At 54.9% G+C, this 24741-nt stretch carries 25 protein-coding genes; 13 read left to right on the forward strand and 12 right to left on the reverse strand.

The window, feature by feature from the left end; genetic code table 11:
* Positions 1-57 precede the first annotated feature (57 nt).
* Positions 58-501, forward strand: a complete 444-nt coding sequence (locus N6G83_RS23150; RefSeq protein ID WP_211134605.1) for an acetyltransferase — start codon at positions 58-60, stop codon at positions 499-501.
* A gap of 46 nt (positions 502-547) precedes the next feature.
* Here N6G83_RS23150 and N6G83_RS23155 read toward each other — a convergent pair whose 3' ends face one another.
* On the reverse strand, positions 548-1195 hold the full coding sequence (locus tag N6G83_RS23155; protein ID WP_024527444.1) for a TetR/AcrR family transcriptional regulator: 648 nt from the start codon (positions 1193-1195) through the stop codon (positions 548-550).
* Positions 1196-1627: 432 nt separating this feature from the next.
* Between N6G83_RS23155 and bhsA the strand changes: the two genes are divergently transcribed.
* Entirely contained in the window at positions 1628-1885 is a 258-nt protein-coding gene (gene bhsA / locus N6G83_RS23160; RefSeq protein ID WP_074028006.1) for a multiple stress resistance protein BhsA, read from the forward strand.
* A gap of 51 nt (positions 1886-1936) precedes the next feature.
* Here the strand turns inward: bhsA and N6G83_RS23165 are convergent, their stop codons facing one another.
* Complete coding sequence (locus N6G83_RS23165) at positions 1937-3235, reverse strand: SLC13 family permease (RefSeq protein WP_211134604.1); 1299 nt, start codon at positions 3233-3235, stop codon at positions 1937-1939.
* A gap of 246 nt (positions 3236-3481) precedes the next feature.
* On the opposite strand from N6G83_RS23165, the gene amyA reads away from it, so the two are divergent.
* Together amyA and N6G83_RS23175 are read left to right on the forward strand one after the other, a co-directional pair.
* On the forward strand, positions 3482-4972 hold the full coding sequence (amyA, locus tag N6G83_RS23170) for an alpha-amylase (protein WP_211134603.1): 1491 nt from the start codon (positions 3482-3484) through the stop codon (positions 4970-4972).
* Between the two features lie 123 nt (positions 4973-5095).
* The gene (locus N6G83_RS23175; protein WP_021805181.1) at positions 5096-5947 is read left to right on the forward strand and encodes a PA4780 family RIO1-like protein kinase; all 852 of its coding nucleotides are present in this window, start codon (positions 5096-5098) and stop codon (positions 5945-5947) included.
* A 273-nt stretch (positions 5948-6220) separates the two neighbouring features.
* On the opposite strand, the gene N6G83_RS23180 is transcribed toward N6G83_RS23175, so the two are convergent.
* Positions 6221-6685, reverse strand: a complete 465-nt coding sequence (locus N6G83_RS23180) for a methyltransferase family protein (RefSeq protein WP_178380873.1) — start codon at positions 6683-6685, stop codon at positions 6221-6223.
* Between the two features lie 78 nt (positions 6686-6763).
* Between N6G83_RS23180 and N6G83_RS23185 the strand changes: the two genes are divergently transcribed.
* On the forward strand, positions 6764-7579 hold the full coding sequence (locus tag N6G83_RS23185; protein ID WP_211134602.1) for an AraC family transcriptional regulator: 816 nt from the start codon (positions 6764-6766) through the stop codon (positions 7577-7579).
* On the opposite strand, the gene N6G83_RS23190 is transcribed toward N6G83_RS23185, so the two are convergent.
* Positions 7555-8148, reverse strand: coding sequence for a LysE family translocator (locus N6G83_RS23190; RefSeq protein WP_260524031.1), 594 nt, complete (start codon positions 8146-8148; stop codon positions 7555-7557). The genes N6G83_RS23185 and N6G83_RS23190 overlap by 25 nt on opposite strands.
* Positions 8149-8378: 230 nt before the next feature.
* Here N6G83_RS23190 and yajD point away from each other — a divergent pair, with 230 nt between their 5' ends.
* From yajD to N6G83_RS23205, 3 genes are all read left to right on the forward strand, one after another.
* Complete coding sequence (gene yajD, locus N6G83_RS23195; RefSeq protein ID WP_021180444.1) at positions 8379-8720, forward strand: HNH nuclease YajD; 342 nt, start codon at positions 8379-8381, stop codon at positions 8718-8720.
* A 336-nt stretch (positions 8721-9056) separates the two neighbouring features.
* The gene (locus N6G83_RS23200; protein WP_024485357.1) at positions 9057-9692 is read left to right on the forward strand and encodes a division plane positioning ATPase MipZ; all 636 of its coding nucleotides are present in this window, start codon (positions 9057-9059) and stop codon (positions 9690-9692) included.
* Positions 9689-9994, forward strand: coding sequence for a hypothetical protein (locus N6G83_RS23205; RefSeq protein ID WP_211134600.1), 306 nt, complete (start codon positions 9689-9691; stop codon positions 9992-9994). The genes N6G83_RS23200 and N6G83_RS23205 overlap by 4 nt, the downstream gene beginning before the upstream one ends.
* Positions 9995-10114: 120 nt before the next feature.
* Here the strand turns inward: N6G83_RS23205 and modA are convergent, their stop codons facing one another.
* The 7 genes from modA to N6G83_RS23240 form a co-directional block, all read right to left on the reverse strand.
* Positions 10115-10846 carry a molybdate ABC transporter substrate-binding protein gene (modA, locus tag N6G83_RS23210; RefSeq protein WP_211134599.1) on the reverse strand — a complete coding sequence of 244 codons (732 nt, stop codon included), beginning with the start codon at positions 10844-10846 and terminating at the stop codon, positions 10115-10117.
* A complete protein-coding gene (locus N6G83_RS23215) occupies positions 10839-11618 on the reverse strand; it encodes an ABC transporter ATP-binding protein (protein ID WP_211134598.1) in 780 nt (259 codons plus the stop codon). Before N6G83_RS23215 ends, modA begins: the two co-directional genes overlap by 8 nt.
* Entirely contained in the window at positions 11611-12609 is a 999-nt protein-coding gene (locus tag N6G83_RS23220; protein ID WP_211134597.1) for a FecCD family ABC transporter permease, read from the reverse strand. The genes N6G83_RS23215 and N6G83_RS23220 overlap by 8 nt, the downstream gene beginning before the upstream one ends.
* Complete coding sequence (locus N6G83_RS23225; protein WP_211134596.1) at positions 12606-13646, reverse strand: ABC transporter substrate-binding protein; 1041 nt, start codon at positions 13644-13646, stop codon at positions 12606-12608. Before N6G83_RS23225 ends, N6G83_RS23220 begins: the two co-directional genes overlap by 4 nt.
* Before the next feature lie 183 nt (positions 13647-13829).
* Positions 13830-14753, reverse strand: a complete 924-nt coding sequence (locus N6G83_RS23230; RefSeq protein WP_081375726.1) for a PEP phosphonomutase — start codon at positions 14751-14753, stop codon at positions 13830-13832.
* 379 nt (positions 14754-15132) lie between these two features.
* Complete coding sequence (gene bglX / locus N6G83_RS23235; protein WP_199062058.1) at positions 15133-17430, reverse strand: beta-glucosidase BglX; 2298 nt, start codon at positions 17428-17430, stop codon at positions 15133-15135.
* 96 nt (positions 17431-17526) lie between these two features.
* Positions 17527-18453 carry a LysR substrate-binding domain-containing protein gene (locus tag N6G83_RS23240; RefSeq protein WP_211134595.1) on the reverse strand — a complete coding sequence of 309 codons (927 nt, stop codon included), beginning with the start codon at positions 18451-18453 and terminating at the stop codon, positions 17527-17529.
* A 140-nt stretch (positions 18454-18593) separates the two neighbouring features.
* Between N6G83_RS23240 and N6G83_RS23245 the strand changes: the two genes are divergently transcribed.
* Together N6G83_RS23245 and N6G83_RS23250 are read left to right on the forward strand one after the other, a co-directional pair.
* A complete protein-coding gene (locus tag N6G83_RS23245; protein ID WP_065686785.1) occupies positions 18594-19748 on the forward strand; it encodes a pyridoxal phosphate-dependent aminotransferase in 1155 nt (384 codons plus the stop codon).
* Between the two features lie 33 nt (positions 19749-19781).
* Positions 19782-20564, forward strand: a complete 783-nt coding sequence (locus N6G83_RS23250) for an ABC transporter substrate-binding protein (RefSeq protein WP_065686784.1) — start codon at positions 19782-19784, stop codon at positions 20562-20564.
* 51 nt (positions 20565-20615) lie between these two features.
* Here N6G83_RS23250 and ddlA read toward each other — a convergent pair whose 3' ends face one another.
* Positions 20616-21722 (reverse strand): D-alanine--D-alanine ligase, encoded by a 1107-nt coding sequence (gene ddlA / locus N6G83_RS23255; protein ID WP_211134594.1) that lies wholly within the window; start codon positions 21720-21722, stop codon positions 20616-20618.
* A gap of 171 nt (positions 21723-21893) precedes the next feature.
* On the opposite strand from ddlA, the gene N6G83_RS23260 reads away from it, so the two are divergent.
* From N6G83_RS23260 to dld, 3 genes are read left to right on the forward strand one after another with little or no spacing between them, the layout of a single operon-like run.
* On the forward strand, positions 21894-22097 hold the full coding sequence (locus N6G83_RS23260; protein WP_211134593.1) for a ParD-like family protein: 204 nt from the start codon (positions 21894-21896) through the stop codon (positions 22095-22097).
* Positions 22094-22888, forward strand: a complete 795-nt coding sequence (gene map / locus N6G83_RS23265; RefSeq protein ID WP_199063040.1) for a type I methionyl aminopeptidase — start codon at positions 22094-22096, stop codon at positions 22886-22888. Before N6G83_RS23260 ends, map begins: the two co-directional genes overlap by 4 nt.
* 43 nt (positions 22889-22931) lie before the next feature.
* Positions 22932-24629, forward strand: a complete 1698-nt coding sequence (dld, locus tag N6G83_RS23270) for a D-lactate dehydrogenase (protein ID WP_409529721.1) — start codon at positions 22932-22934, stop codon at positions 24627-24629.
* The last annotated feature ends 112 nt before the right edge of the window (positions 24630-24741 follow it).

Raw genomic sequence — 24741 nt, forward strand, 5'->3', positions numbered from 1 at the left:
TCAACTCGCTATGTGGATAGCTAAAATGACAATAATGACAATAGAGTGAGAATTTCGATGATAACGATAAGAAAGCGTGTGGTTACGGATAACGGGCAGCTAGTAGAAATCTGGCAGCGCTCGGTGCGCGCCACCCATAACTTCCTGGCCGAAGAGGATATTACGCGGCTATATCCGCTGATCCTCAACGATTATCTCCCGGCGGTCAGCGTCTGGGTTGCCGAAGATGCTGCGGGACAGCTATGCGGTTTTATCGGCCTGGATGGCAACAAAGTGGAGATGCTGTTTATTGATGCCGATCGGCGTGGCGAAGGCATTGGCAAGGCCTTGCTGGCGGAGGTTGAGGCCATGCATCAGGAACTGCTGCTGGACGTCAACGAGCAGAATCCGCAGGCATTGGCATTTTATCAGCATTACGGTTTTGTGGTGACGGGCCGCAGCGAGCTGGATGGCCAAGGCAAGCCTTTCCCATTACTGCATATGAAGCTGACAGCGCGGTAAAAACGGGCCCCCTCCCATGATGAGAGAGGGGCTGTCTAACGGCAGATCAAACTTTGTTGCCCACCTGGCTCAAACGCGGCCACACCATCATGGTGGTATCCAGCAGCCGCAGCAGATCTTCACGGCTGGCCCCTTCTCGCGCCTGGGCTGACATGCCTTCAATCAGGCAAATAATGTATTTCGCCAACAACGCGGTATCGGTTCGCGCCAGCAACTCCCCTTGCTGCACCTTACGATCAAAGCAGGCTTTCAGACTGGTTTCCTGCGCAAAATGCTTGTTGCGCAGCATCTCGGCCAGATCGTTTGAAGAGGAGGACAAGGCGGCGTTGGCACAAACCATAAAACAGCCGCTAGGGTTTTCCGGATCGGTAAATACCTCTGCCGAGGTGCGCAAATAAGCCTCGACGATATCGGCTATCGGTAACTCCTGGGCCAGCAGGCGGTTGTAACATTCCACGTAGCGGCTCAGATAGCGCTCAACTGCGGCGCGAAACAGCCCCTCTTTGTTACCAAACTCCGCATACAACGTAGGCGCTTTAGCCCCGGTCGCTTCCACCAGATCGGCCAACGAAGTAGATTCATAGCCATGGCGCCAGAACAGCTCAAGCGCCTGCTCAACGGCCTGATCGCGATCAAACTGCTTCGGCCTGCCGCGTGATTTCTTCGCGCATGCGTCTTCATTATTGATACTCATAGACCCCTCACTTTCCCGGTGGCCCAACGCGGGCACAATCATTAAATTATCGATCGGTACAAAAAATAGTACGCCGCCGATGATAAGCGAGCAACTTTTAATTAGCGATCGGTAAGCAATGCGGCCAATGGCGCCCCTGCCGGGCAGAAAATGGCGTTCAATCCGGGCCGCATCTTGCTACAAGGTGGCGAAGAATTCGAACGAATTTTAATAATAAGCATTAAATAACAATACGTTAATTTAAATCCCCATCTTAACATTTCTTCCCCATCCGCCAGCAGCTTGAGCGGGATAGCACGAATTAATTAACGACCACTAAAAAAACATTTGCAATCGTTCGGGCAGAGGCCTAACATTAACTTATCGACCGTTAAGTAATTAAACGGGATAACGCAAAAACTTTTATTGCTCATGTAGAGATAGGAAACCATTATGAAAAACCTGAAAATGACCCTCGCCGCCATCGCACTAGCTTCTGTATCTTTCGGTAGCTTCGCCGCAGAATTGGTCAACAGCCAACCGGCCGATCTGCAACAATCAGGCGTGATCACCGTGAGTGGCGCTTCTGACCTGACATCGCTGGAAAATAAACTGGCGGCTAAAGCGGATGCAGCCGGTGCCAAATCCTTCCAGATCATCGCAACAACCGGCAGCAACAAACTGCACGGCACCGCGATTATCTATAACTGATCGTTAAACGGTTTTATGCAAAGAGGCGGCCCTGGTGCCGCCTTTTGCTTGTCAGCCAAACCAGCCCAATAGCCGGAACCACAGATAATCCAACGGGACCAACAGCCCAAAGGTTAACAGGGCCAGCAGCAGGCACAGTTTCAGTCCTTCACGCGGCGGAACTTTCCCCATCCCCATTGCCACCACAATCGGTGAGGCCTGATACGGCAGCAGCGGCGTGGCATAGCCAATCACCTGCGTCATCAATACCGTGGTTAGCGGCAAGCCACTCCCCTCTGACAGAACCTGTGCCAGCGGCGTGAACAGCGCGGGTACGCCATTGGCCGTCACGACAAAATTCAACAGCGTCGTAATACCGATCACCATGCCAAAAGCGGTAAATGGCCGATCCTGGGTTTGCGGTATGACGTTCAGCAACGCGCTGCCTAACCAGTCCCCCAATCCGGAATGGCTCACCAAAGCCGTCAACCCAAGGATCCCAGCCACATAGAGACAGGTGCGAATGTTGGCACCGGCAGCAAACTGCTCCCCCGTCAGGAAACCAATGCGCGGCAACAGGCAAACGCAGGCAGCAGCCAGCCCTACCCAAGCGGGAGCGATGCCGTGCCAGCTATCGGTGATCCACAACAGCACCGTGATCAGCAACAGCGCGATCAACCGCCATTCCGCCAAGCTAAGTGGACTCTGCTCGGTGGTTTTTTCCACCGGCTGTGGTTTGGCACGGAACAGCCAGCAGATGCATAACGTCAGTAACGCGCCTTTCGCCAGGCCCAGGATCGGTGCATGCAGCAGCAGGTAAGCCAAATAGGTAAAGTGAATACCATAGGCGCTTTCTGCCGCCCCGCTCATGACCAGATTAGGTACGTTGGCAGGCAGAATGCTGGCCGAAAGTTGGAAGGTGCCAAACCCCACCGCTAACGCCAGGCCGTAGCGGCCACGCGATCCTTCCGCCAACCCGGCACGTTCGGCCAATGCCATAATGATAGGCATCAGCAGGGTAATACGCCCCATATTCGACGGCATGACAAAGGCCAGCGCATAGCTGATGGCTACCACACCGCCCACCAGCCGTGGCCAGGAACCGGCCAGTAGCGGCAGAATGCGGTTGGCCAGCCGATCGGCCAGCCCCGTACAACGAATGGCCGTTCCCAGCACAAAGCCGCTCAATACCAGCCAGAATGCCGATGAGGCAAACCCGGAAAACACCACGGCCGTCGGCGCTAGCTTTAACACCATCACCGTAGCAAAAAACAGCAGCGCAACCAGATACTCCGGCAAACGCGACGTTGCCCATAAGGCGATCACCACAAAAGTCACCAGCGCGGAAACGCCCATCGGGTAATCCATCATCCCTACTCCCTGCTATAGTTAGTATTTTGTTATCAACTGGTTATATCTTCACATAACGGAAACGCCCGAACGGTGAAACGGCTCACAGTTCACGGGCGGCGGCCAAATCGGCCATACTCTCCCCGCGCCAAGAGGCTACTCTGCTTGCAGGCTAGCACCCGCTATTTTCCCTTTTGCCAAAAGTGGCCCATGCTTAGAGGGGCGAGCATTTGGCACACGTTTACTGACGAACCGGGGTACTGACTGATGACGAAAAAGACCACGCTGTTACAGTTTTTCCATTGGTACTACCCGGATGGCGGCAAGCTATGGCAAGAGGTGGCCGAACGTGCCCCCGCCCTGGCCGAGCTAGGCGTGACCGATCTATGGCTGCCACCGGCCTATAAAGGGGCTGCGGGTGGGTATTCGGTGGGGTATGACAGCTACGATCTGTTCGATCTGGGGGAGTTTGATCAAAAAGGCACCCGCGCTACCAAATATGGCGACAAAGAGGCGTTGACGCAGGCCGTTAATAGCTTGCGCGAGCACCAGATCCGGGTGATCTATGATGTGGTGTTCAACCACAAGATCGGCGCCGATGACAAAGAGCAGGTGCACGTCTATAAGGTTGATGAAGATAACCGTAACGATATCGCAGAGGTTGGCATCGACGCGCTGGCCTACACCCGCTTTACCTTCCCTGGTCGGCAAGGCACCTATTCCAAATTTATCTGGGACTACACCTGCTTTAGCGGCGTTGATTATATCGAGCAACCAGATGACAAAGGCATCTTCAAAATTGCCAATGACTACGGCGAAGAAGGTTGGAACGACCAGGTTGACGACGAAAACGGCAACTTTGACTATTTGATGGGCGCCAACGTGGAGTTCCGTAACCAAGCCGTCGTTGAGGAGCTAAAATACTGGGCTCGCTGGTTTATGGAAATCCTGCCTTGTGACGGGTTCCGGCTGGATGCCACCAAACATATCCCAGCCTGGTTCTTTAAAGACTGGGCAGATCACGTGCGCGATGCGGCACAGCGCGATCTGTTTATCGTGGCCGAATACTGGTCACACGATCTGGCGGCATTACAACAGTATTTAGCACTGGTCGATGGTAAGGTGATGCTGTTCGACGTACCGCTACAGCTGAAATTCCATCTGGCGTCAAAACAGGGCGATGGTTACGATATGTCGCAGCTGTTTACCGATACGCTGGTCGCCGTCGATCCTGCCCATGCGGTAACCCTGGTGGCAAACCATGACACTCAGCCGTTGCAATCGCTCGAAGCGCCGGTCGAACCCTGGTTCAAACCGCTGGCCTACGCCCTGATCCTGTTGCGTGAACAAGGCGTTCCTTGCCTGTTTTATCCGGATCTGTACGGTGCCAGTTATAGCGATCAAGGCGATGACGGCCAGGAATACCAGATTGAAATGCCGGTGATTGCCGAACTGGAGAAGCTGATCCAGGCGCGTCAACGTTTTGCCAACGGCGAACAGCACGACTATTTTGACGATCCCCACTGCATCGCCTTCAGCCGCAGTGGCACTGCCGAGCAACCGGGTTGCGTGGTGGTGATGACCAACGGGGCCGAAAGCAGTAAAACCGTCGCACTAGGCGAAAATTTTGCGCATAAATCCTGGCGTGACTTTCTCGGCAACCGCGAGGACGATATCATGACGGATGAGCACGGTAGCGCAGCCTTCCCGGTCAACGGCGGCAGCGTTAGTGTCTGGGTCATGGCCGAAGCAGAGTAAGGTCCTCCGGGGAGGCAATGTACCACCCCGGCGGCAAAACCCATTTTTGCCTTTTTGGTCTGATTTTTCATTAAGACCATAAGCAAATATTCACAGCGGAGCCTAAATAGGGTACAAGGCTGCATGAAAATTCCAAAACGACTCCAGCCATTGGTAGATGATGGTTTAATCGACGACGTCATCCGCCGTTTGAAAAGTGGCAAAGAAGCCGACGTATTTATCGTGCGTTGCGGTAAAGAGATCCGCTGCGCCAAAGTGTACAAAGAAGCCGATAAACGCAACTTCAAGCAGGCCGTGAACTACCAGGAAGGCCGCAAGGTGCGCAATAGCCGCGATGCACGCGCCATGAGTAAAGGCTCCAAATTTGGCCGCCAACAGCAGGAAGAGGCCTGGCAGAATACCGAAGTGGACGCACTATACCTGCTGGCCAAGGCCGGTGTGCGTGTGCCACAGCCGGATATCTGCCTGGACGGTGTATTGCTGATGGAGCTGATCACCGATGAAGAAGGTCTGGTAGCCCCACGCCTGAGTGACGTCACGTTAACGCCGGAACAGGCGTTGAACGATCACGCCTTGATGATGAACTATGCCGTGCGCATGCTCTGTGTTGGGCTGGTTCACGGCGATTTGTCAGAGTTCAACGTGCTGATGGATAAAGACGGGCCGGTGATAATCGATCTGCCGCAGGTGGTAGATGCCGCCGCCAACAACCACGCCAAAAGCATGTTTGAACGCGATATCAACAATATGACTCACTACTACGGCCAGTATGCGCCGCAGCTGCTGGGCAGCAAGTATGCCAAAGAGATTTGGGCGCTGTACCAGGAAGGCAACCTGACGCCGGAGACGGAGCTGACCGGTAAGTTTGTTGAAACCAGCAAGCGGGCCGACGTTGACTCGGTGCTGGAGGAGATCCAGGCGGCCAGCGATGAGCACCAGCGGCAACTGATGGCGCGTAACGAAGAAGAAGATTGATATTCAGCCTCCAAATTACCCCTCACCCTAACCCTCTCCCACAGGGAGAGGGGACCGTTCGAGCTCGATTTCAGTTGCAGAAATCTACCTGACCACCGCACTGAGTCAGCTCTCTTTTATTGATCACCCTACCCGACTAGGCACTGTACCTGCCCCTTTGCGGAAGTAATAGAGTGATCACCGTACCTGATTACGACACCATTCCAGCTCCCTCTCACTAAAGGAGAGGGTTGGGGTGAGGGGCACAGACAAACTGCGGGCTGGAATAACAACTCAAAGCCAACGCCTTACCTGATCGCAAAACACCCGATAGTCTTGCCCAAAGTTGTCTCGTAGGAATGCCTCTTCACGCGGGATCTGCACGCGATCCAGGTAGGCAAAAAACAGCCCCCACCATAACCAGACGCCGATCCCTCCCAGCAATAGCCCCCAAGCCGCCAACAGCAGGATCTGCCCCAGATACACCGGATTACGGCTGAAACGGAAAACTCCGTTAACCAACAACGCGCTGACCCGCTGAAATTTTTGTGGATGTAGCGTGGTACCCGCCCGGTGAAAAGCATAACTGGCACTAAACATGATCGCCACGGAAGCCACCGCCAATACGCCAGCGGCCAAGAGAATAAGCAGGCTATCTTGCCAGCCCCCCTCGGTTAGCCAGCAGGTTGCCGCCATCCCAGCAGCACAAACTGCCATCACCACCGGCGGCAAAACCAATCGTTGCAACCACGCTACCATTTTCCTGTTCCCTCTCGACCACACGATACTATTTGCGCTATAACAAGCTCTCCCTGTAACCACGCCAGAGAAGAGACGATGAGCCAATATGCCCCACAATTCTGGCGCGATGAACGCCTGCCGTTCGTTGAGGCCCGCGCCGTCGAAGATGGCCGCAAGCTCTGTTATGCGCTGCACAGCCATGAGTTTTTCTGTATTGGCACCATCACCGCCGGTACCAGCACCTATGTTAACGGCGACCAGCACCTCCAGGTCAAAACCGGTGACGTGGTGATCATCAACCCACAACAGGCTCACGGCTGTAACCCCATTGGCGACCAGCGTTGGGCCTATACCATGTTTTATATCGACCAGCACTGGTTGGCAACGCTTCAGCAGGACCCTACCGCGGGCTTTATTCCGTTCAAGCAGATTATCAGCCAGGATCAGGCGCTGTTTAGCGGCCTGAATCAGCTGTATGGGGTACTGACCGATCCGCTCTGTTGCCACCTGGAAAAACAGATCGCCCTGGTGGATTACTTCAGTAACCTGCCGCAGTTACTCGGCGAGTCTCCGGTTCCACAGCAGGATATGACCCCAAAGCTGGAAATGGCTGCGGCGTTTATCCGTACCCATTGCACCCAGTCACTGACGTTAGAGGCGATCTGCCAAGCATCCGGACTCTCCCCTTCTTACCTGATCCGCGCATTCAAGAAACGCTACGGCATGACGCCTCATGCCTATCTGGTCAATCAGCGCGTCCAGCACGGCCAGCGGCTACTGAAACAGGGCTTCTCCATTGCAGCTGCCGCCAACGAAAGCGGGTTTGCCGATCAGGCGCACTTTCAGCGCACCTTCAAACAGCTGCTGGCAGCCACCCCCGGCCAGTATCAGATCCCCTCTGCCAGCAAGTAACAGGCGCTGAACGCCAGCAGCAGCGCCATCAAACGGTTAAAGCGCCGCAGATTGTGCGCCCGCTGCAACAGGCCGCTAAGCATCGCCCCAGCGTAGGCCCAACAGGCTATCGACAGGTAGCAAATCACAAAATAGAGCCCGGCAAATTGCCACAGCAACCGCATCTCCCCATCACCGACAAAGGCCCCCATACTGGCAACAGAGGCTAACCAAGCCTTGGGGTTGAGCAATTGCAGCAAGGCACCATACCAATAAGAGGGGGTTTGTTGCCGATTGCCCTGGCTCAGTCTCCCGTCATCCGCTGCAAGCTGATAGGCCATATAGAGCAGAAAAGCCACGCCGCCCCAGAGAATAACGGTGGTCAGCCCCGGCCATAAGGTAAGCACTTCATGCATTCCCAAGCCAACCGACACCAGTAATAACGTAAAACCCAAGGTTGCGCCGGTCACATGCCGCAGACTGCTCGTAAAACCAAACTGCGCGCCACAGCTGAGTGCCACGATGTTTACCGGACCGGGAGTAATAGAGGAGGCCAACGCAAAAGCGGCCATAGAAAGATAAAGCGTCATAGTCAGCACCTGTAAAAGAGAGTTACAGGTACCAGCGTGCCGGGTTACAGCAGGAGTGTATTGAACAAAATTGCCTACAACTTCACTTTGATTTCCAGGGAAAGCGTTCAAACTCATCGGGCTTGGCGCAGGGAACGACTTCTCTTGGGCATCGGGTGCGGATTACGCGATCTCCTGGCAGTTTGTGGTAATATTGAGCGCAATATCATTCTGATCCTGTAGGTGCCCACATGGCATACATTCCAAAAAACTACGCGAGACTGGAAACCGGTTACCGCGAAAAAGCACTGAAAATTTTCCCGTGGGTCTGCGGGCGCTGTTCACGCGAATTTGTTTACTCCAACCTGCGTGAACTGACGGTGCATCACATCGATCATGACCACAGCAACAACCCGGAAGACGGTAGCAACTGGGAAATGCTGTGCCTGTACTGCCACGATCATGAACACTCAAAATACACCGAAGCCGATCAGTATGGTTCTACGGTGGTCGCCGGTGAAGATGCACAGAAAGACGTCGGGCTAGCCACACATAACCCCTTCGCCAATCTGAAAAACATGATGAAAAAGTAGCGTATCCCCCCAAGCGGGACCGCATCCGACATGCGGTTCCGTCAGACTCCTACCTTAATCACTTCACAAAATACCAACCTGTTAAGCTATTAACTTAGTTAAATCCAACGCCTATTTGAGTCCTTATTCTCAACTAATTACTTACCAAGTTAGTAAGTTGATAAGCAAGTAAACCAACAAGTTAAGACTTTCACTACTTGGCAAGCCGCTGCCAATGGGGCATATTGTCGTCATACGCACTTGTTAACTCATTTAATTACCAACCTAGCAAGCGCATTAACTTATTAAGTTAGTTGATTGATAAGTTATCTGCTTGGCAACTTGAGAGATGGCAACATGATTGTTTTGATTGGTTCGCAGAAAGGCGGTGTCGGCAAATCGACCATGGCGGTAAACATCGCCGGATATCTGATCCTGCAGCAGAAGAAAACGGCCATTATCGTCGATGCCGACGACCAGAAATCCATCATGACCTGGTTCAACGACCGTCAGAATGTTGAAGGGCTTCCACAGATCCCAGTGGTGGCCGCCTCAGGCAAGATCAAAGAAACCCTGCTGGAACTGAATCGTCACTACGATTATGTGATTGTCGATACCGCTGGCCGCGACAGCGCAGAATTACGCTCCGGGCTGCTGGCCGCCGATCTGTTTATCTCGCCGTTGCGCCCTTCGCAGATGGACCTGGATACCATCGGCTACCTGTCCGAGATGTTCTCCACCGCCCAGGAATACAATGAAAAGGTAAAAGGCCACATTGTGCTCAACCTGTGCCCAACCAACATCTTCATTAACGAAGCCAACGAAGCGGCCGAAGTGCTAAGTGAATACCCGGAACTGAAGTTGGTGAACAACCGCCTGTGCGATCGCAAAATTTATCGCGATGCCTGGGGCGAAGCGCTAACCGTGCATGAAGCGCACAATGAAAAAGCGCAGCACGAAATCGAAAGCCTGGTAACCGAGGTGATCCTGTGAAAAAACGTACGCCAACCCACCGCATGTCGGAAGATGAATTTATCAACAGCGCCACGTCGCATACATTGATTGTTCCAGCTCCTGCCGCAGTAGCCGAAAAGCCCCAGGGCCGTAAGCGCGTTTATAAAGCGCTGTCCGTCAGCCTGACGGATAACCACGTGGAGATGATCGACGAAGTGATCGGTCATGCGGCGCGTAACGGCATCGTGCGCATCACCCGTTCCGATGTGATCAAGTTGGCCATCGACACTTTGGCCGACAAGAGCGAGGCACAGTTGCTGACCCTGCTAAAGAAGATTTAGTAACCCAATAACTTGCCAGCTTAACAAGTTAACAAACAAGTGAGCTGGCAAGCTTAATAAACAAATTACCAAGCCGGTAAATTATTAAGCTAGCAACTTAATGTCATTGATATTCATGCCTTAATCCAGCGCCAACATGCCCATACGCTGCAAAATGCTCTGCCCTTGATCACTCTGAATAAAGGCCACCAACTGCTGCGCGGCGGCGCCCCCCTCATCCAGTAGACACAGCCCATAGGTCACTTTGAAGTCGAGCGCGGCAGGTAACATGCGCACTTTTACCTGTGGGCAGTTGGCTAGCGCATCGGCATAGCTGGCGTAACCCAGGAAGATATCTGCCTGACCTTCAGCAATCAGATATTCCGCTGCCAACCTGTCTGCCGGTATTGCCTTAGAATCTGGCCCCCTCACCAGCGCCACTGCCCTGCTACGCAATGCACTCCCCTGCCCCGGCAAGCACTGCTCCAGGCGCTCGAACAACTGTTGCGCATAGTCACCGGAAGGATCGGCTACCGGTGTCGAGGTGCCAACACGCCATTGTGGGTCGCACAGCAACGTCAGCAAATCCGGTTGCGTTAACTCCGGTATATTACGCACAGTGGCGCATAGGCGATTACGGGTAAACGGCTGCACCACCTGCGCAAAATCGAGGGCTACCAACCGCTGCGGATGTTCAAGATTGGCAGAGGCAAACACCTGCGGCCTTTCTCCTTGTTCAATCCGTTCCCGCAGCATCCCCGCCGGGCCAAAGGTGGCCTCGACCCGGTAACCGCTCTCCTGCTCAAACGCCGCCAATAGCGGAGTGAACGCCAGCCTCAGGCTTCCTGCGGCAAAAAGAGTAATGCTATTCACGGTTGCGCACCTGTTGGCTGTGGAAGATGGGCACTAACGTTTCCAGTTGGCTGCCTGCAAAGGGAACGGATACCCGTTCAATCGGCAAATGGAACAGCGGCGCAAGATTGTTTGCCGTCAGCACCTGCTGGCAACAGCCCAACTGATGGCGCCCTTCAGCCCCCAGCAAGAGTGCGCGGTCGGCCACGGCATAAGCATGATTAGGTTGGTGAGTCGAGAATATCACCGCCATCTGCCGTTCTCGTGCCAGTTGGTCGATCATGGTCAGCACCCGGTCCTGATGGTGTAAATCCAGTGCCGAGGTCGGCTCGTCGAGGATCAGCACTTCACAAGCCATCGCCAACGCCCGGGCTATCAGCACTAATTGGCGCTGGCCACCGGAAAGGCTGCCAAACTCGCGATCGGCAAATGCCAGCATATCCAGCGAATAAAGGGCCTGTTTGGCTAACTGATGATCCTCAGCCGAAGGCGAACGGAACAGCCCGACATGCCGAGCCCGGCCCATCAACACAATATCCAGCACCTTGTAGGCAAACGACGGCGTGAAATATTGCGGCACAAACCCTAATCCGCAATGGGCGACAACGCTCCCTTGCTGTAACGGCAAAGCGCCCAACAAGAGTTGCATCAAGGTGCTTTTGCCACGCCCGTTGGGGCCAAGCACTGCCAGCACTTCGCCGCGTTGCAGATGCAAATCGAGTTGTTGGAACAACTTGGGTTGACCTGGCCAGCCAAAGCTCAGGTTGCTGACCTGTAGCAGCGTTTCAGCCATTCCAGCCCCTTACCTGCGCACGCCGTAGCAGCAAGGCAAACAAAGGAGCGCCGATCAGAGCGGTGAGAATACCCAAAGGAATTTCACTGCTGCTTATGGTGCGCGCCAAATCGTCGATCAGCACCATATACAACGCCCCAAGGCACATCGCGGCAGGTAATAAACGCCGATGGTCCGGCCCCACCAGCAGGCGTGCCAAATGCGGGATCAGCAACCCTACCCAGCCAATGCTGCCGCTGACTGCCACCTGTGCAGCCACGATCGCCGCACACAGCGTCAGGATCAGCCAACGGGTGCGTTCAACGTTAATCCCTAACGCAGCCGCATCCTCATCCCCCAAAGAAAGCAGGTTAATACGCCAACGCAGTGCCAATAACAGGCCACCGGCCAGCAGTAGCGGCAGGAACAACATCAGCAACTTATGGCTATCCGCCGTGGCAAAGCTGCCAAGTAACCAGAATACGATGCTGGGCAGCTTCTCTTCGCTATCGGCCAGGTATTGCACCAGGCTGACGCAGGCAGAAAAGAAGCCACTAAGGATCACCCCAGCCAGCACCAAAGAAAGAATATTACGCCGGGCGATGGCGCTGGTGATGGCAAAAATCAGCAACAGCGCCAACATGCCAAAGACGAAGGCACTCAGCAACAGCATCAATACCGGCAGACCAAGCAGGATCGCCAAGGTGCCGCCAAAAGCGGCCCCAGAAGAGACGCCGATAATATGTGGATCGACCAACGGGTTACGAAAGACCCCTTGCAAGGCCGCCCCACACATCGCCAAGGCCGCACCCGCCCCCATCGCCAACAGCACGCGCGGCACACGCACGCCAAGGATCACCTGCCGTTCGATCGCCGTGATATCTGCATGCTGACCGATAACCGGCTCCAACAAAATCATCAGGCTATGGCCAGCCGTGACCGGATAGCGGCCAATACCCAGGGAGAGCAGTGCGCAGCAGGCCGTGAGCAGTAGCAACAACCCCAGCTTCATTTGCCGCTCTGGCAGCAAGTGGCACGGTAATAGCGTTGATAGTAAGCGTCTACATGCTGTTGCAGATCAACGTCGGTGAAACGCTGTGGGTAGAGCGTTTTTGCCATCCACAGTTCCCCAAGCGCCAATGCTTCCGGCATTGGGTAGCCCCAGGCTTTGGCATATTCTGGCATCAGGTAAACCCGTTGGTGTTTCACCGCGTCAATCGCCTGCCACTGTGGCGAAGTCAGGATCTGCTGCACCACGTCGGGATAACGCTCTTGCACAAAGATCACCGCCGGGTTCCACTTCAGCACGTCTTCGATCGAAACCTGCTTAAAGCCCTTAATGTCTTTGGCCGCTACGTTGACGGCACCGGCATGTTGCATCATCAGGCCGGTGTATTTACCCGAACCGTAAGTGGTGAGATTCGGGTTGGCCATATAGACCCGCACTCGTTGAGCTTCCGGGATGTCCTGCAGGCGCGCGGCTACCTGTGCGCGCTGGGCAAAAACATCTTTCACCATTGCATCTGCCTGGGCCTCACGACCCATCACCTTACCAATCAGGCGAATACCATCCTGCAAGCCAAGGTTATAAACCCGATCTTCATTTTCTAACACAGGGTTGATTTTCCCAGCCTGAGCCACAGGTTCACGGCGCAGCGAGATCGCCACCACCGGAATACCGGCACGTTCGATTTGGGCGATCATATCTGCCGGGGCATAGTTGGCCACAAACACTACCTGCGGGTGCAGAGCCAGCAGGCTTTCAATATTGACCGCCGTAAGATCGCCCGGCATCGGCATCTTGGCCAGGCTCGGAGCCAGCCGTAAATAGTTGGGCCCCAGCTGTTTCTGCCAACTGCTGAGCACGCCAACCACCTGCGGCATGGCGTCTAGCTGTACCAGCAAGTTTAATGTCTGATGTTGTAGCACCACGGCTCGGGTAATGTTGTCCGGCAGCGTCACGGTGCGGTTGAGTTGATCGGTGACCTGGCGATCCGCCAAAGCGGCGGATGAGAAGAGAATGGCAAGCAGTAATAGGCGTTTGAACATGGGAGTTTCCGGTGGATTATCGTTATATACAAAATGATATAGCGATGGCGAGAACTAAACAATCAACCGGATCAAACAAGGTGTGAAAAGAAAGAGAATGAGTTCGGTGATGCCTCTCATCCCAACAGAGGGCTGGGATGAGGGAACTTAACGTTCCACAAATTGAGTGTGGAACCTGAAACGCTAGCGGTTAACGGAGCGAGCTATGCGGGTATAGGTGTGGCGTACACCACGGATCGCCACGCTGTAGGCAAAGATATTCTCCGGCAACGCCAAGCCAAGATAGCCGGTATCGCCAATATGGTGCAGATCTGCTCCGGCCATTTTGCTCATCAGGGCAATCTGGCGAAGGGTTTGCACATCGGCCCCCTCCTGAGAAGTCCCGATGGCGGTCATCGCCAGCGCGCCCTGCTGCTGAGTAAACGCAATCAGCGCGGCGACCTTTTCCTGCGACATGCCAGGGATGGTGCCCGGAGCAGGCAGCAGAACGATGTCGGCCCCGTTTTCAATAAACAGCGCAATATCCTGTTCGGTGATCAACTGACTGCCGCTTTCACGCACAATCCCGGCACCGTGCATTTTGCCGGTCACCAGCACCAACTTATCGCCCACTTCATCACGAATGTGCTTCAGCGCCTCGGCAATCGCCTGGTTGCTGACGCCGTTATTCGGGTTACCGGTCAAGACCACCATGCGAGCGCCAAGCTCATACAATTTTCGGGCGTTTTCCGCCGTGGCTGCGCGCCCCGCCGTCATCTGCCAGAACTCATTATGCGTGGTGGCAAACGCCGGATCGACGGCTTCCAGATTGACCCCGATGACTCGCCCAGTCAGCCGTTGCAGTTCGCGTATGGCATCCTCAGGTGGCACATCGGCAGGCAGCCCGGCAATGTGCGGCTGATTGACATCAAACAGGTTCAGCAACAGGATGTCGGCCCCCTGGCTGGCGGCCAGTTCGGCATTGGTGACGTTATTGAGCAGCGGCTGAGTGACCGCGATGGTCTCACTGACCAGAATGCGCCCTTCGCTGGCACGGATGGCGTAGATCAGGTCGTCTTTGCTGATGTTGGCCAGATCGCTGGCGCTACAGTCCAGATATCTTTTCATGATGGGATCTCCGATGATGGGTACTCATAGAAAAGGGAGAGCAGATCTTTGAGCTGGTAAAGCCCCCCTCACCCTAACCCTCTCCCCCAGGAGAGGGAATTGAACGTGCCACAACGTAACTCTAGTATTTGACCTTGGCTCTAGGTATAACGTGCCAAAAACTGACTCCGGCACCTGACAGCAGCTCCATACCAGTTCCCTTTCCCCCAAGAGAGAGGATTGAACGTGCCACAACGTAACTCTAGTATTTAACCTTGGCTCTAGATAAAACATGCCAAAAACTGACTCCGGCACCTGACAGCAGCGCCATGCCAGCTCCCTCTCCCTATGGGAGAGGGTTGGGGTGAGGGGTCAGCAACAAAAGTGAACGCTCACAAACTCACTTCAAGGTAAAGCTCTGCTGTTGCAGGTTGTCCGAGTCCAAACCAACAAACACGTTAAATTTGCCCGGCTCCGCGCCCCATTTCAGGCTAGCGTTATAAAACTTCAGATCGTCCTCGGTGATCGGTAATTCCACCCGTTGTTCCTGCCCTGCACGCAACGTCACCTTCTTGAAGTTACGCAGCTCCTTGATCGGGCGGCTGACCGAGGCGGTCACATCCTGTACATACAGCTGTACCACGGTGGCACCGTTATATTTACCGGTGTTTTTCAGCATCACGCTGGCGGTAATTTTGCCGTCGCGCGCCATCTCGGGGCTGGAGAGTTTGAAATCGGACAGGGCAAACTGGCTATAACTCAGACCATAACCAAACGGATACAGCGGGCCATTTGGCGAATCAAAGTAGCGCGAAGTGTACTTGCCCGGGTTTTCCTTGCCGAACGGTCGGCCAGTGTTGAGATGGTTGTAGTAAATCGGGATCTGCCCCACCGAACGTGGGAAAGTCATTGGCAGCTTACCGGAAGGGTTGTAGTCACCAAACAGCACGTCGGCGATGGCGTTACCGCCTTCGGTGCCGCTGTACCAGGTTTCCAGCATCGCATCTGCCTGTTCACTTTCCCAGCTCAATGCCAACGGACGGCCATTCATCAGCACCAGAACCAGCGGTTTACCAGTGGCTTTCAACGCTGCGATCAGATCACGCTGGCTTTGTGGAATGGTGATGTCCGCCCGGCTAGAGGCTTCATGAGCCATTCCCTGCGCTTCCCCTACTACCGCCACTACCACGTCGGCCTGTTTGGCAATCTTTACCGCTTCATCAATCATCTGTTGTGGCGGGCGTGTATCAAAGGCGACCGCAGGTTCATACTCGTTCAGATAATCAACAATGCTCTTGTCCTGAGTGATATTGGCCCCTTTGGCGTACAGGATGCTGGCCTTATCGCCCACCGCATTCTGCAGACCTTCACGCACGGTGATCGACTGCTTCACCACGCCTGCCGCCGACCAGCTTCCCATGATATCGCGCTGGCTGTCGGCCATCGGCCCGATCAGCGCAATAGTGCCCTGCTTTTGTAATGGCAGCGTCTGCTTGTCATTTTTCAGCAGCACCATCGTTTTACGGGCAATCACGCGGGCTTCCGCACGGTGCAGACGGCTTTCGGCATTGGTATCCAGTGGATCGGAGCCTACCGGACCAAGGTGGTTATACGGATCTTTAAACAGGCCCATATCATATTTGGTGTTCAGCACGTCGCGGCAGGCACGGTCGATCTCGCTTTCAGAAACCAGGCCATCCTTCACCAAACCCGGCAAGTATTGGTCGTAATACTCGTCGCTCATGCTCATGTCGACCCCAGAGGTGATCGCCAAGCGCACCGCGTCACGCGCATCCGCGGCCACGCCATGCTTAATCAACTCTTTAATCGCACCGTGATCGCTGATGGTGATGCCTTTAAAACCCCACTGATCGCGTAGCAGATCTTTCAGCAGCCACGGATTGGCCGTTGCCGGTACGCCGTTGATCGAGTTAAGCGAAACCATCACACCACCGCTACCAGCATCTACCGCCGCCTTATATGGCGGCAGGTAATCCTGATGCATACGCAACGGGCTCATATCGACGGTGTTGTAGTCACGGCCCCCTTCAACTGCGCCATACAGGGCAAAATGCTTCACGCTGGCCATCACCGAACCCGGCTTGGACGGATCGCCATTCTGGTAGGCATCCACCATCACCTTGGCAATCTTCGATACCAGCCAGGTATCCTCACCGAATCCTTCAGAGACCCGGCCCCAACGCGGATCGCGGGTAATATCGACCATCGGTGAGAAGGTCATGTTCAGGCCATCATCGCTGGCTTCCTGCGCTGAAACACGTCCGCTTAGGGCGATAGCCTCCAGATCAAAGCTCGCCGCCAGCCCCAGGCTGATCGGGAATACGGTACGCTGGCCATGGACCACGTCATAAGCAAAAAACAGGGGGATTTTCAGGCGGCTGAGCTGCATGGCCTGATCCTGCATCACGCGGATATCCGGACGGGTCACGGTGTTAAAGATCGCCCCGATCTGGCCTTTGCTGATGCCGTCGCGAATGGCCTCTTTCGGGTTATCTGGGCCAACGCTGATCAGGCGCAACTGGCCGATTTTTTCTTCCAGCGTCATCTGCTTCATCAGGTTGGAGACAAAGGCATCACGCTCCTGAGCATAGATCCCTTGGGTCGCACTGCTTTCCTGCGCAAAAACCGGGCTGATAGCCAGGCCGGACAACATACTCACCACACAAAGCCATTTCATAATTTTATTCTCAGGCACGTCCCCGCCGGCAATGTCGGCCAGGAGGCATTAATAGATGTGAGCACGCAGTTTGCCATACTCTTTTTGTTTGCAGAATCAATTCGTCTGCGTTGTTGTTAGCAGATGATGCAGTCTGCTCCGGCTGGCTTGCGCCTCTGCCCCCAGCCACTCCACCAGCCGGGTTAAGGCCGCAGGCACCACCGCATGTTCGGGGTAAACCAGATAATAGGCGGCACCGCTGACCACGCTGATCGGGAACGGCGTAATAATGCGATTGGCCTGAATATCCTCCTCCAGCAGGCACAAATCGCCAATCGCGATACCGCAGCCCTGTAAAGCGGCGCTCATCGCCAGATCGAGCGTATCAAAATGCTGTGACTTGGCGGAGGGCAAAGCCGTCTGCCCCGCCGCTTTCAACCATAGCAACCAATCACGACGATCGCGCGTAGGGTGCAGCAAGGTTGTCTCCGCCAGATCGGCAGGTTCTGGTGGCCGAACCAGGTCAGGCAGATAGTTTGGCGTACAGACCGGCGTCAGGATCTCATCAAACAGGTGGTGCACCACCAGCCGTTTGCCCTGAGGTTTGCCAAACACCACCGCCGCATCAAAATGTTCGCTGCCAAAATCCAGCCCGTGCGACACCGACGCGGTCAGTTCGATATGCATCTCTGGCCGTTCATTCTGCAGGCGAATAATACGCGGTAATACCCAGCGCATCGCACAGGTTGGGCATTTGACGCGTAGCGTACCCGGCTGTTCCCCAGCCTTGGCCAGCGCTTGCGCCAATTGCTCTAACGCCAGCTGCACCGGCGCCAACAGCAGCGCCCCCTGTGGCGTTAGCGTCAGCCCACGCGCGCGGCGGCTAAACAGCGGGTAACCCAGCTGCTGTTCCAATCCCAGGATCTGGCGGCTGACCGCGCCCTGCGTTAGATGCAGTGCCTGGGCCGCATGGGTGAAATTGAGACGCTCAGCGACCACCACAAAGGTCTTCAGCACGTCGAGCGACGGCAGCGATGTTTGCATAATAAATCCCGATACCTGCATTTATTTTCACTGTCAGCCATGATCTGGCTGCATGGCAAGCATGACGAATTTTCTCTTGTTAGCCCATCCTAACTGATGCTTAATCATTCGACACTCGATTCTTTTGCCAGGAGCCCACCATGCACAGCGCCTGCTCGCAACGTTCGAAACTGCCGGACGTTGGCACTACCATTTTCACCGTGATTGGCCAACTGAGCGCCGAACATCAAGCCCTGAATCTGTCACAGGGCGCACCCAATTTTGCCTGTGATGTGCAACTGGTTGAGGGCGTCGCCCAAGCCATGCGTGCAGGTCATAACCAGTACGCCCCAATGAGCGGTGTAGCAGCATTACGTCATGCACTGGCGGAAAAAGTTGAGCGGCTGTATGGCGCCCGCTATGACGCCGACGACGAAATCACGGTGATCGCCAGCGCCAGCGAAGGGTTGTACTCCGCCATCAGCGCACTGGTGCATCCCGGCGATGAGGTGATCTATTTCGAACCCGCCTTCGACAGCTACGCCCCGATTGTGCGCCTGCAAGGGGCAACTCCGGTTGCCATCAAGCTTTCGCTGCAAGATTTAACCATCGATTGGAATGAGGTGGCGGCGGCAATCAACAGCAAAACGCGAATGATCATCGTCAACAGCCCGCATAACCCTACCGGCAGCGTTTTCGATGAACACGATATCGAGCGCCTGACCGCCCTGACCCGCAATACCGATATCGTCATTCTTTCCGATGAAGTGTATGAACACGTGGTCTTCGACGGCGGCATTCACCACAGCATGGCCTGCCATCCTGCTCTGGCAGAACGCAGCGTGATCGTCTCGTCGTTCGGCAAGACCTATCACGTCACCGGCTGGCGCGTGGGCTACTGCATGGCACCGGCAGCGCTGATGGATGAAATCCGCAAGGTGCACCAATTTATGGTGTTCTCTGCCGATACGCCGATGCAATATGCCTTTGCCGCCGCCCTGAATAATCCACAAAGCTACTTGGGGTTGGCGGAGTTCTATCAGCAAAAGCGCGATCTGCTGGCAGCCGCGTTGCAAAAGTCACGCTTTGAGTTACTGCCAAGCCGTGGCAGCTTCTTTATGCTGGCCCGCTTTAGCGGTTTCAGTAATGAAAGCGACAACGACTTTGCGGTGCGCTTGATCCGCGAAGCCAAGGTGGCCACCATCCCGCTGTCGGCGTTCTACAGCGACGGCACCGATACCGGCATTATCCGGCTGAGTTTCTCAAAAGATAATGACACCCTGCTGGAAGGCGCTCGCCGTCTGTGTCAGGTGTGATCCATTGATTTTTACCATGGGGAAGCAACAACAATGAAAAAAACACTGAAAACGCTGATCGCGGCGGGATGTTTACTGGCAGCCGGTTCCACACTAGCGGCTGAGAATAGCCTGCGTTTTGGGCTTGAAGCCCTGTATCCGCCTTTCGAATCCAAATCCGCCAGCGGCCAGCTGGAAGGGTTTGATATCGATCTGGGTAACGCCGTGTGCGCCGCCGCACAGGTCAAATGCAGCTGGGTAGAAACCTCGTTCGACAGTCTGATCCCGGCGCTCCAGGCCCGCAAATTTGACGTGATTAACTCGGCGATGAACGTCACCGAGCAGCGCAGACAGGCGATTGCGTTTACCGATTCGATCTACCAGGTGCCAAACCGCCTGATTGCCAAGGCCGACAGCGGCCTGAAACCCGATGCCAAATCGCTGGCGGGTAAACACGTCGGCGTATTGCAGGGCTCCATTCAAGAAAACTATGCCAAGGCACACTGGGCACCGGAAGGGGTCGATGTAGTGTCCTACCAGGATCAGAATCAGGTCTATCTTGATCTGACCGCTGGCCGCCTGGATGCCACCTTGATCATGGCGCCTGCCGGGCAGAGCGGTTTCCTGGCGCATCCAGATGGTAAAGGCTTTGCGTTTGTGGGCGAAGCGGTACAGGACGACAAGATCCTCGGCGAAGGCATCGCCTTCGGCCTGCGCAAAGACGACACCGCGACGCTGAAAAAGCTCAATGACGCCATCGCCAAGGTCAAGCAGCAGGGCACCATTGGCGAACTGTCCAAGAAGTACTTTGGCGATATCGATGTGACGGTGAAATAAACCGTTGTTCTCTGGCACTCTTCAACTCGGAGAGTGCCAGGAAAACGCCATTTACTTGCTGTCAAACATCGAACTATTCAGCCCGCGATCCTGCTGATGCCGCTCCAGCGCCAGCTCAATCAAAATGGTGATCAGTTGACTATAGCTCACCCCGCTGGCTCCCCACAGTTTTGGATACATGCTGATATTAGTGAAACCAGGCAACGTATTAATTTCGTTGATAATCACGCTATTGTCCGGCGTCAGGAACACGTCGACACGTGCCATACTCAAGCAATCCAGCGCCTTGAAGGCTTGCAACGCCACCTCGCGGATTTTATCGCTGACATCCTGATCGATCGCCGCCGGTACCACCACCTGCGCGCCTTGCTCATTAATGTATTTGGTGTCATAAGAGTAGAACTCATCGGTCAGGACAATTTCGCCACAGACGCTGGCCTGCGGATTATCATTGCCCAATACCGCGCATTCGATCTCACGGCCAACAATAGCCGACTCCACCAGCACTTTATGGTCGAAACTGAATGCCAACGCGATAGCCTGTTCGAACTCAGCCTGGTCATGCACCTTGCTGACACCAACAGAGGAACCCTGATTCGCCGGTTTAACAAACAGCGGTAGCCCCAGGCTTTCACTTAAGTGAGCAAAGCTGTAGTTGTTGCGGTTGGAACGCGTCAGCGTGACGAACGGAGCTACTGATAGCCCGGCATCTCGCAGCAGACGTTTGGTAACGTCTTTGTCCATGCTGACCGCCGAACCCAACACGCCCGCCCCCACGAACGGCATATTCGCCATGCGCAGCAACCCTTGCAGCGAACCATCCTCCCCCAAGGTGCCGTGGACGATTGGGAATACCACATCAAGCTGCCCCAACGCACCAGCACCATCGGCTTCAATCAGTTGCTGTTTCTCATACCCAGGGACCAACGCCACGTTTTTATTCGAGTGGTTCAGCGCGATCAACGCCGGGTTTTCCGCATTCAGCAGGAAGTTGGAGGCATCGTTAAGGTGCCATTGCCCCTGCTTATCAATGCCCAGCAGCGTGACGTCAAACTTCTCTTTGTCGATGGCATCCAGAATATTTTTTGCCGACTGCAGCGAAACCTCATGCTCCGCTGATTTGCCCCCAAAGATCACCCCAACACGTAGTTTAGTCACGCCCTAAATCCTTCTTTAAAATGTCATGGCAACAAAGCCGACGATCACAATAAACGCATTGTGCGACCCCGGCAATGACCATTAAGCCTAAAATACCTACGCCACAGAATGCCTAACCCACAGCATCCAAAACGTATACACTCCGTATATTGTTCACTGACGGAGTCGGCTATGGGGATTGTAAAAATCTCGGAGACGCTACATGACGATCTCAGGCTCGCCAGCCTGACCATGTCGCGTTCTATCAACGCACAGGCGGAACACTGGATCAGGATCGGCATGCTGACAGAGCTGAACCCGGAGCTGACCTATCCGCAACTGGTAAAGAAGATGATGAAAGATAACGCGCTGACGCTGAAGGAGATTGTTGGGTGAAAGATATTGTGATTAAAACGCCGCAGGAAATTGCCATCATGCGCCACTCCGGCGCGCTGCTGGCCAAGGTGTTTGCCATGCTCGATGAGGTGATCCGCGAAGGCATCACCACCATGGAGATCAATGACCGTACCGAAGCCTTTATCGTCAATGAGCTGAAATCACGCCCTGCCAGCAAGGGCCAGTATGATTTCCCCTACGTGCTCAATACCTCGATCGACGAAGTGATCTGCCACGGCATCCCATCGGCCAGCAAAATTCTGCGTTCCGGGATGATCGTCAATGTCGATATCACCCTGGAAAATAATGGCTTTATTGCCGACTCCAGCAAGATGTATTGCATCGGTCAAACCACCCCGATTGCCAAGCGCCTGGTCAACAATGTCTATGAGTCAATGTGGCAAGGCATCCGGGCAGTGAAACCCGGTGCTACGCTAGGTGACATCGGTCACGCCATACAGCAACATGCAGAACAGGCGGGTTACAGCGTAGTACGGGAGTATTGTGGGCACGGCATTGGCCGTGAAATGCACGAAGGCCCAGCGGTGCTACACTTCGGCCAGCCAGGCACCGGTACGGTGTTGCAGGAAGGGATGGTGTTTACCATCGAACCGATGATTAACCAGGGCGACCACCGCATCAAGCAGAAGAAAGATGGCTGGACCGTGGTCACCCGCGATAAAAAGCTTTCCGCCCAATGGGAGCACACCGTAGCGGTTACCGCTGACGGCGTGGAGATCCTGACGTTGCGAGCAGAAGAACGTGAGGCGGGATATCAGGAACGCTATTAAACATTAAACCCCGTTGCAGCCAGGCGGGGACATGGAGATGGGCATGACGCAGGCATTTATCACTCAGTTGAAGAATATCGTCGGCAACGCACAAGTGCTGACCGGCGAGCGTAGCACCGAACGTTATCGCAAAGGTTTCCGCTCCGGCGGTGGCAAGGCATTGGCCGTCGTGTTCCCTACCCGTTTGCTGCAACTGTGGCAGATCCTGCAAGCCTGCGTCGCCGCCGATAAGATTGTCATTATGCAGGCGGCCAACACCGGTTTGACCGAAGGCTCCACCCCAAGCGGCCAGGATTATGATCGTGAGATTGTCATTGTCAGCACCCTGCGGCTCGATCATATTCAGGTATTGGATAACGGCAAGCAGGTGGTAGGCTTCCCCGGCAGTACGCTCAATAAGCTGGAAAGGTTGTTGAAACCTTATGGCCGTGAACCGCACTCGGTAATCGGCTCTTCCTGTATCGGCGCTTCGGTGATCGGGGGGATATGCAACAACTCCGGGGGGGCGCTGGTCAAGCGCGGCCCGGCCTATACTGAAATGGCGTTGTACGCCAAGCTGGACACCGATGGCCAGTTACGGTTGGTCAATCATCTGGGGATTAACCTGGGCGACACGCCGGAAGAGATCCTCACGCGGTTGGAAAAGGGCGATTACCGGCCAACCGATGTTGAACATGGCGAACTGCGCGCTTCGGATAACGAATACGCCAGCCGTGTGCGCGATGTGGATGCCGATACCCCTTCCCGCTTTAATGCCGATAAACGCCGCCTGTTCGAGGCTTCCGGCTGTGCCGGGAAGCTGGCGGTATTTGCGGTACGTCTGGACACCTTCGCCAAAGAAGATAAAGAGCAGGTGTTCTATATCGGCACCAACGATACCGCGGTATTGACCGAGCTGCGCCGCCATATGCTGAGCCAGTTTGAAAATCTGCCGGTGGCCGGGGAATATATGCACCGCGATATTTTCGATATCGCCGAGGTGTATGGCAAAGACACCTTTATGATGATCGACAAGCTGGGCACCGATCAAATGCCGCGCTTCTTCACCCTGAAGGGCCGAGTGGATGCCACGCTGAACAAACTGCCGCTGTTACCGCATAACCTCACCGATAACCTGATGCAGAAGCTGAGCAAGCTGGCACCTAACCATCTGCCAACGCGCATGAAAGCGTATCGCCAACGCTTTGAACACCATCTGCTGCTGAAAATGGCCGGCCCAGGCGTGGAGGAAGCCCAGCAGTATCTGCAAAGCTATTTTGCCCAGGCCGACGGTGACTTTTTCGTCTGCACGCCTGAAGAAGGCAAGAAAGCGTTCCTGCACCGCTTTGCCGCAGCGGGCGCCGCCGTGCGCTATCACGCGGTGCATGCCGATCAGGTCGAGGATATTCTGGCGCTGGATATCGCCCTGCGCCGCAACGATACCGAGTGGTTTGAAACCCTGCCGCCGGAGATCGACAACCAACTGGTGCACAAGCTGTATTACGGCCACTTTATGTGCCACGTGTTCCATCAGGATTACGTGGTGAAAAAAGGCGCGGACAGCCATGCGCTGAAAGAACAGATGTTGGAGATCCTCAATCAGCGTGGTGCGGAGTATCCGGCCGAGCACAACGTTGGCCATCTGTATCATGCCAAACCGGATTTACAGGCCTTCTATCAGGATGCCGATCCTACCAACAGTTTTAATCCCGGCATTGGCAAAACCAGTAAGCAAAAACACTGGGGTAACAACATTCAGTAACATTTTATCTTACCCCCCTCACCAGCCCCCTCTCCCACAGGCAGAGGGGGCTGGTAGAGCTTGCCCTTTGGGACATCTCGGCACACTCGTATTAAGCCTCTGCATGCGCGGC

This window comes from Serratia sp. PL7 (genome assembly GCF_945957435.1).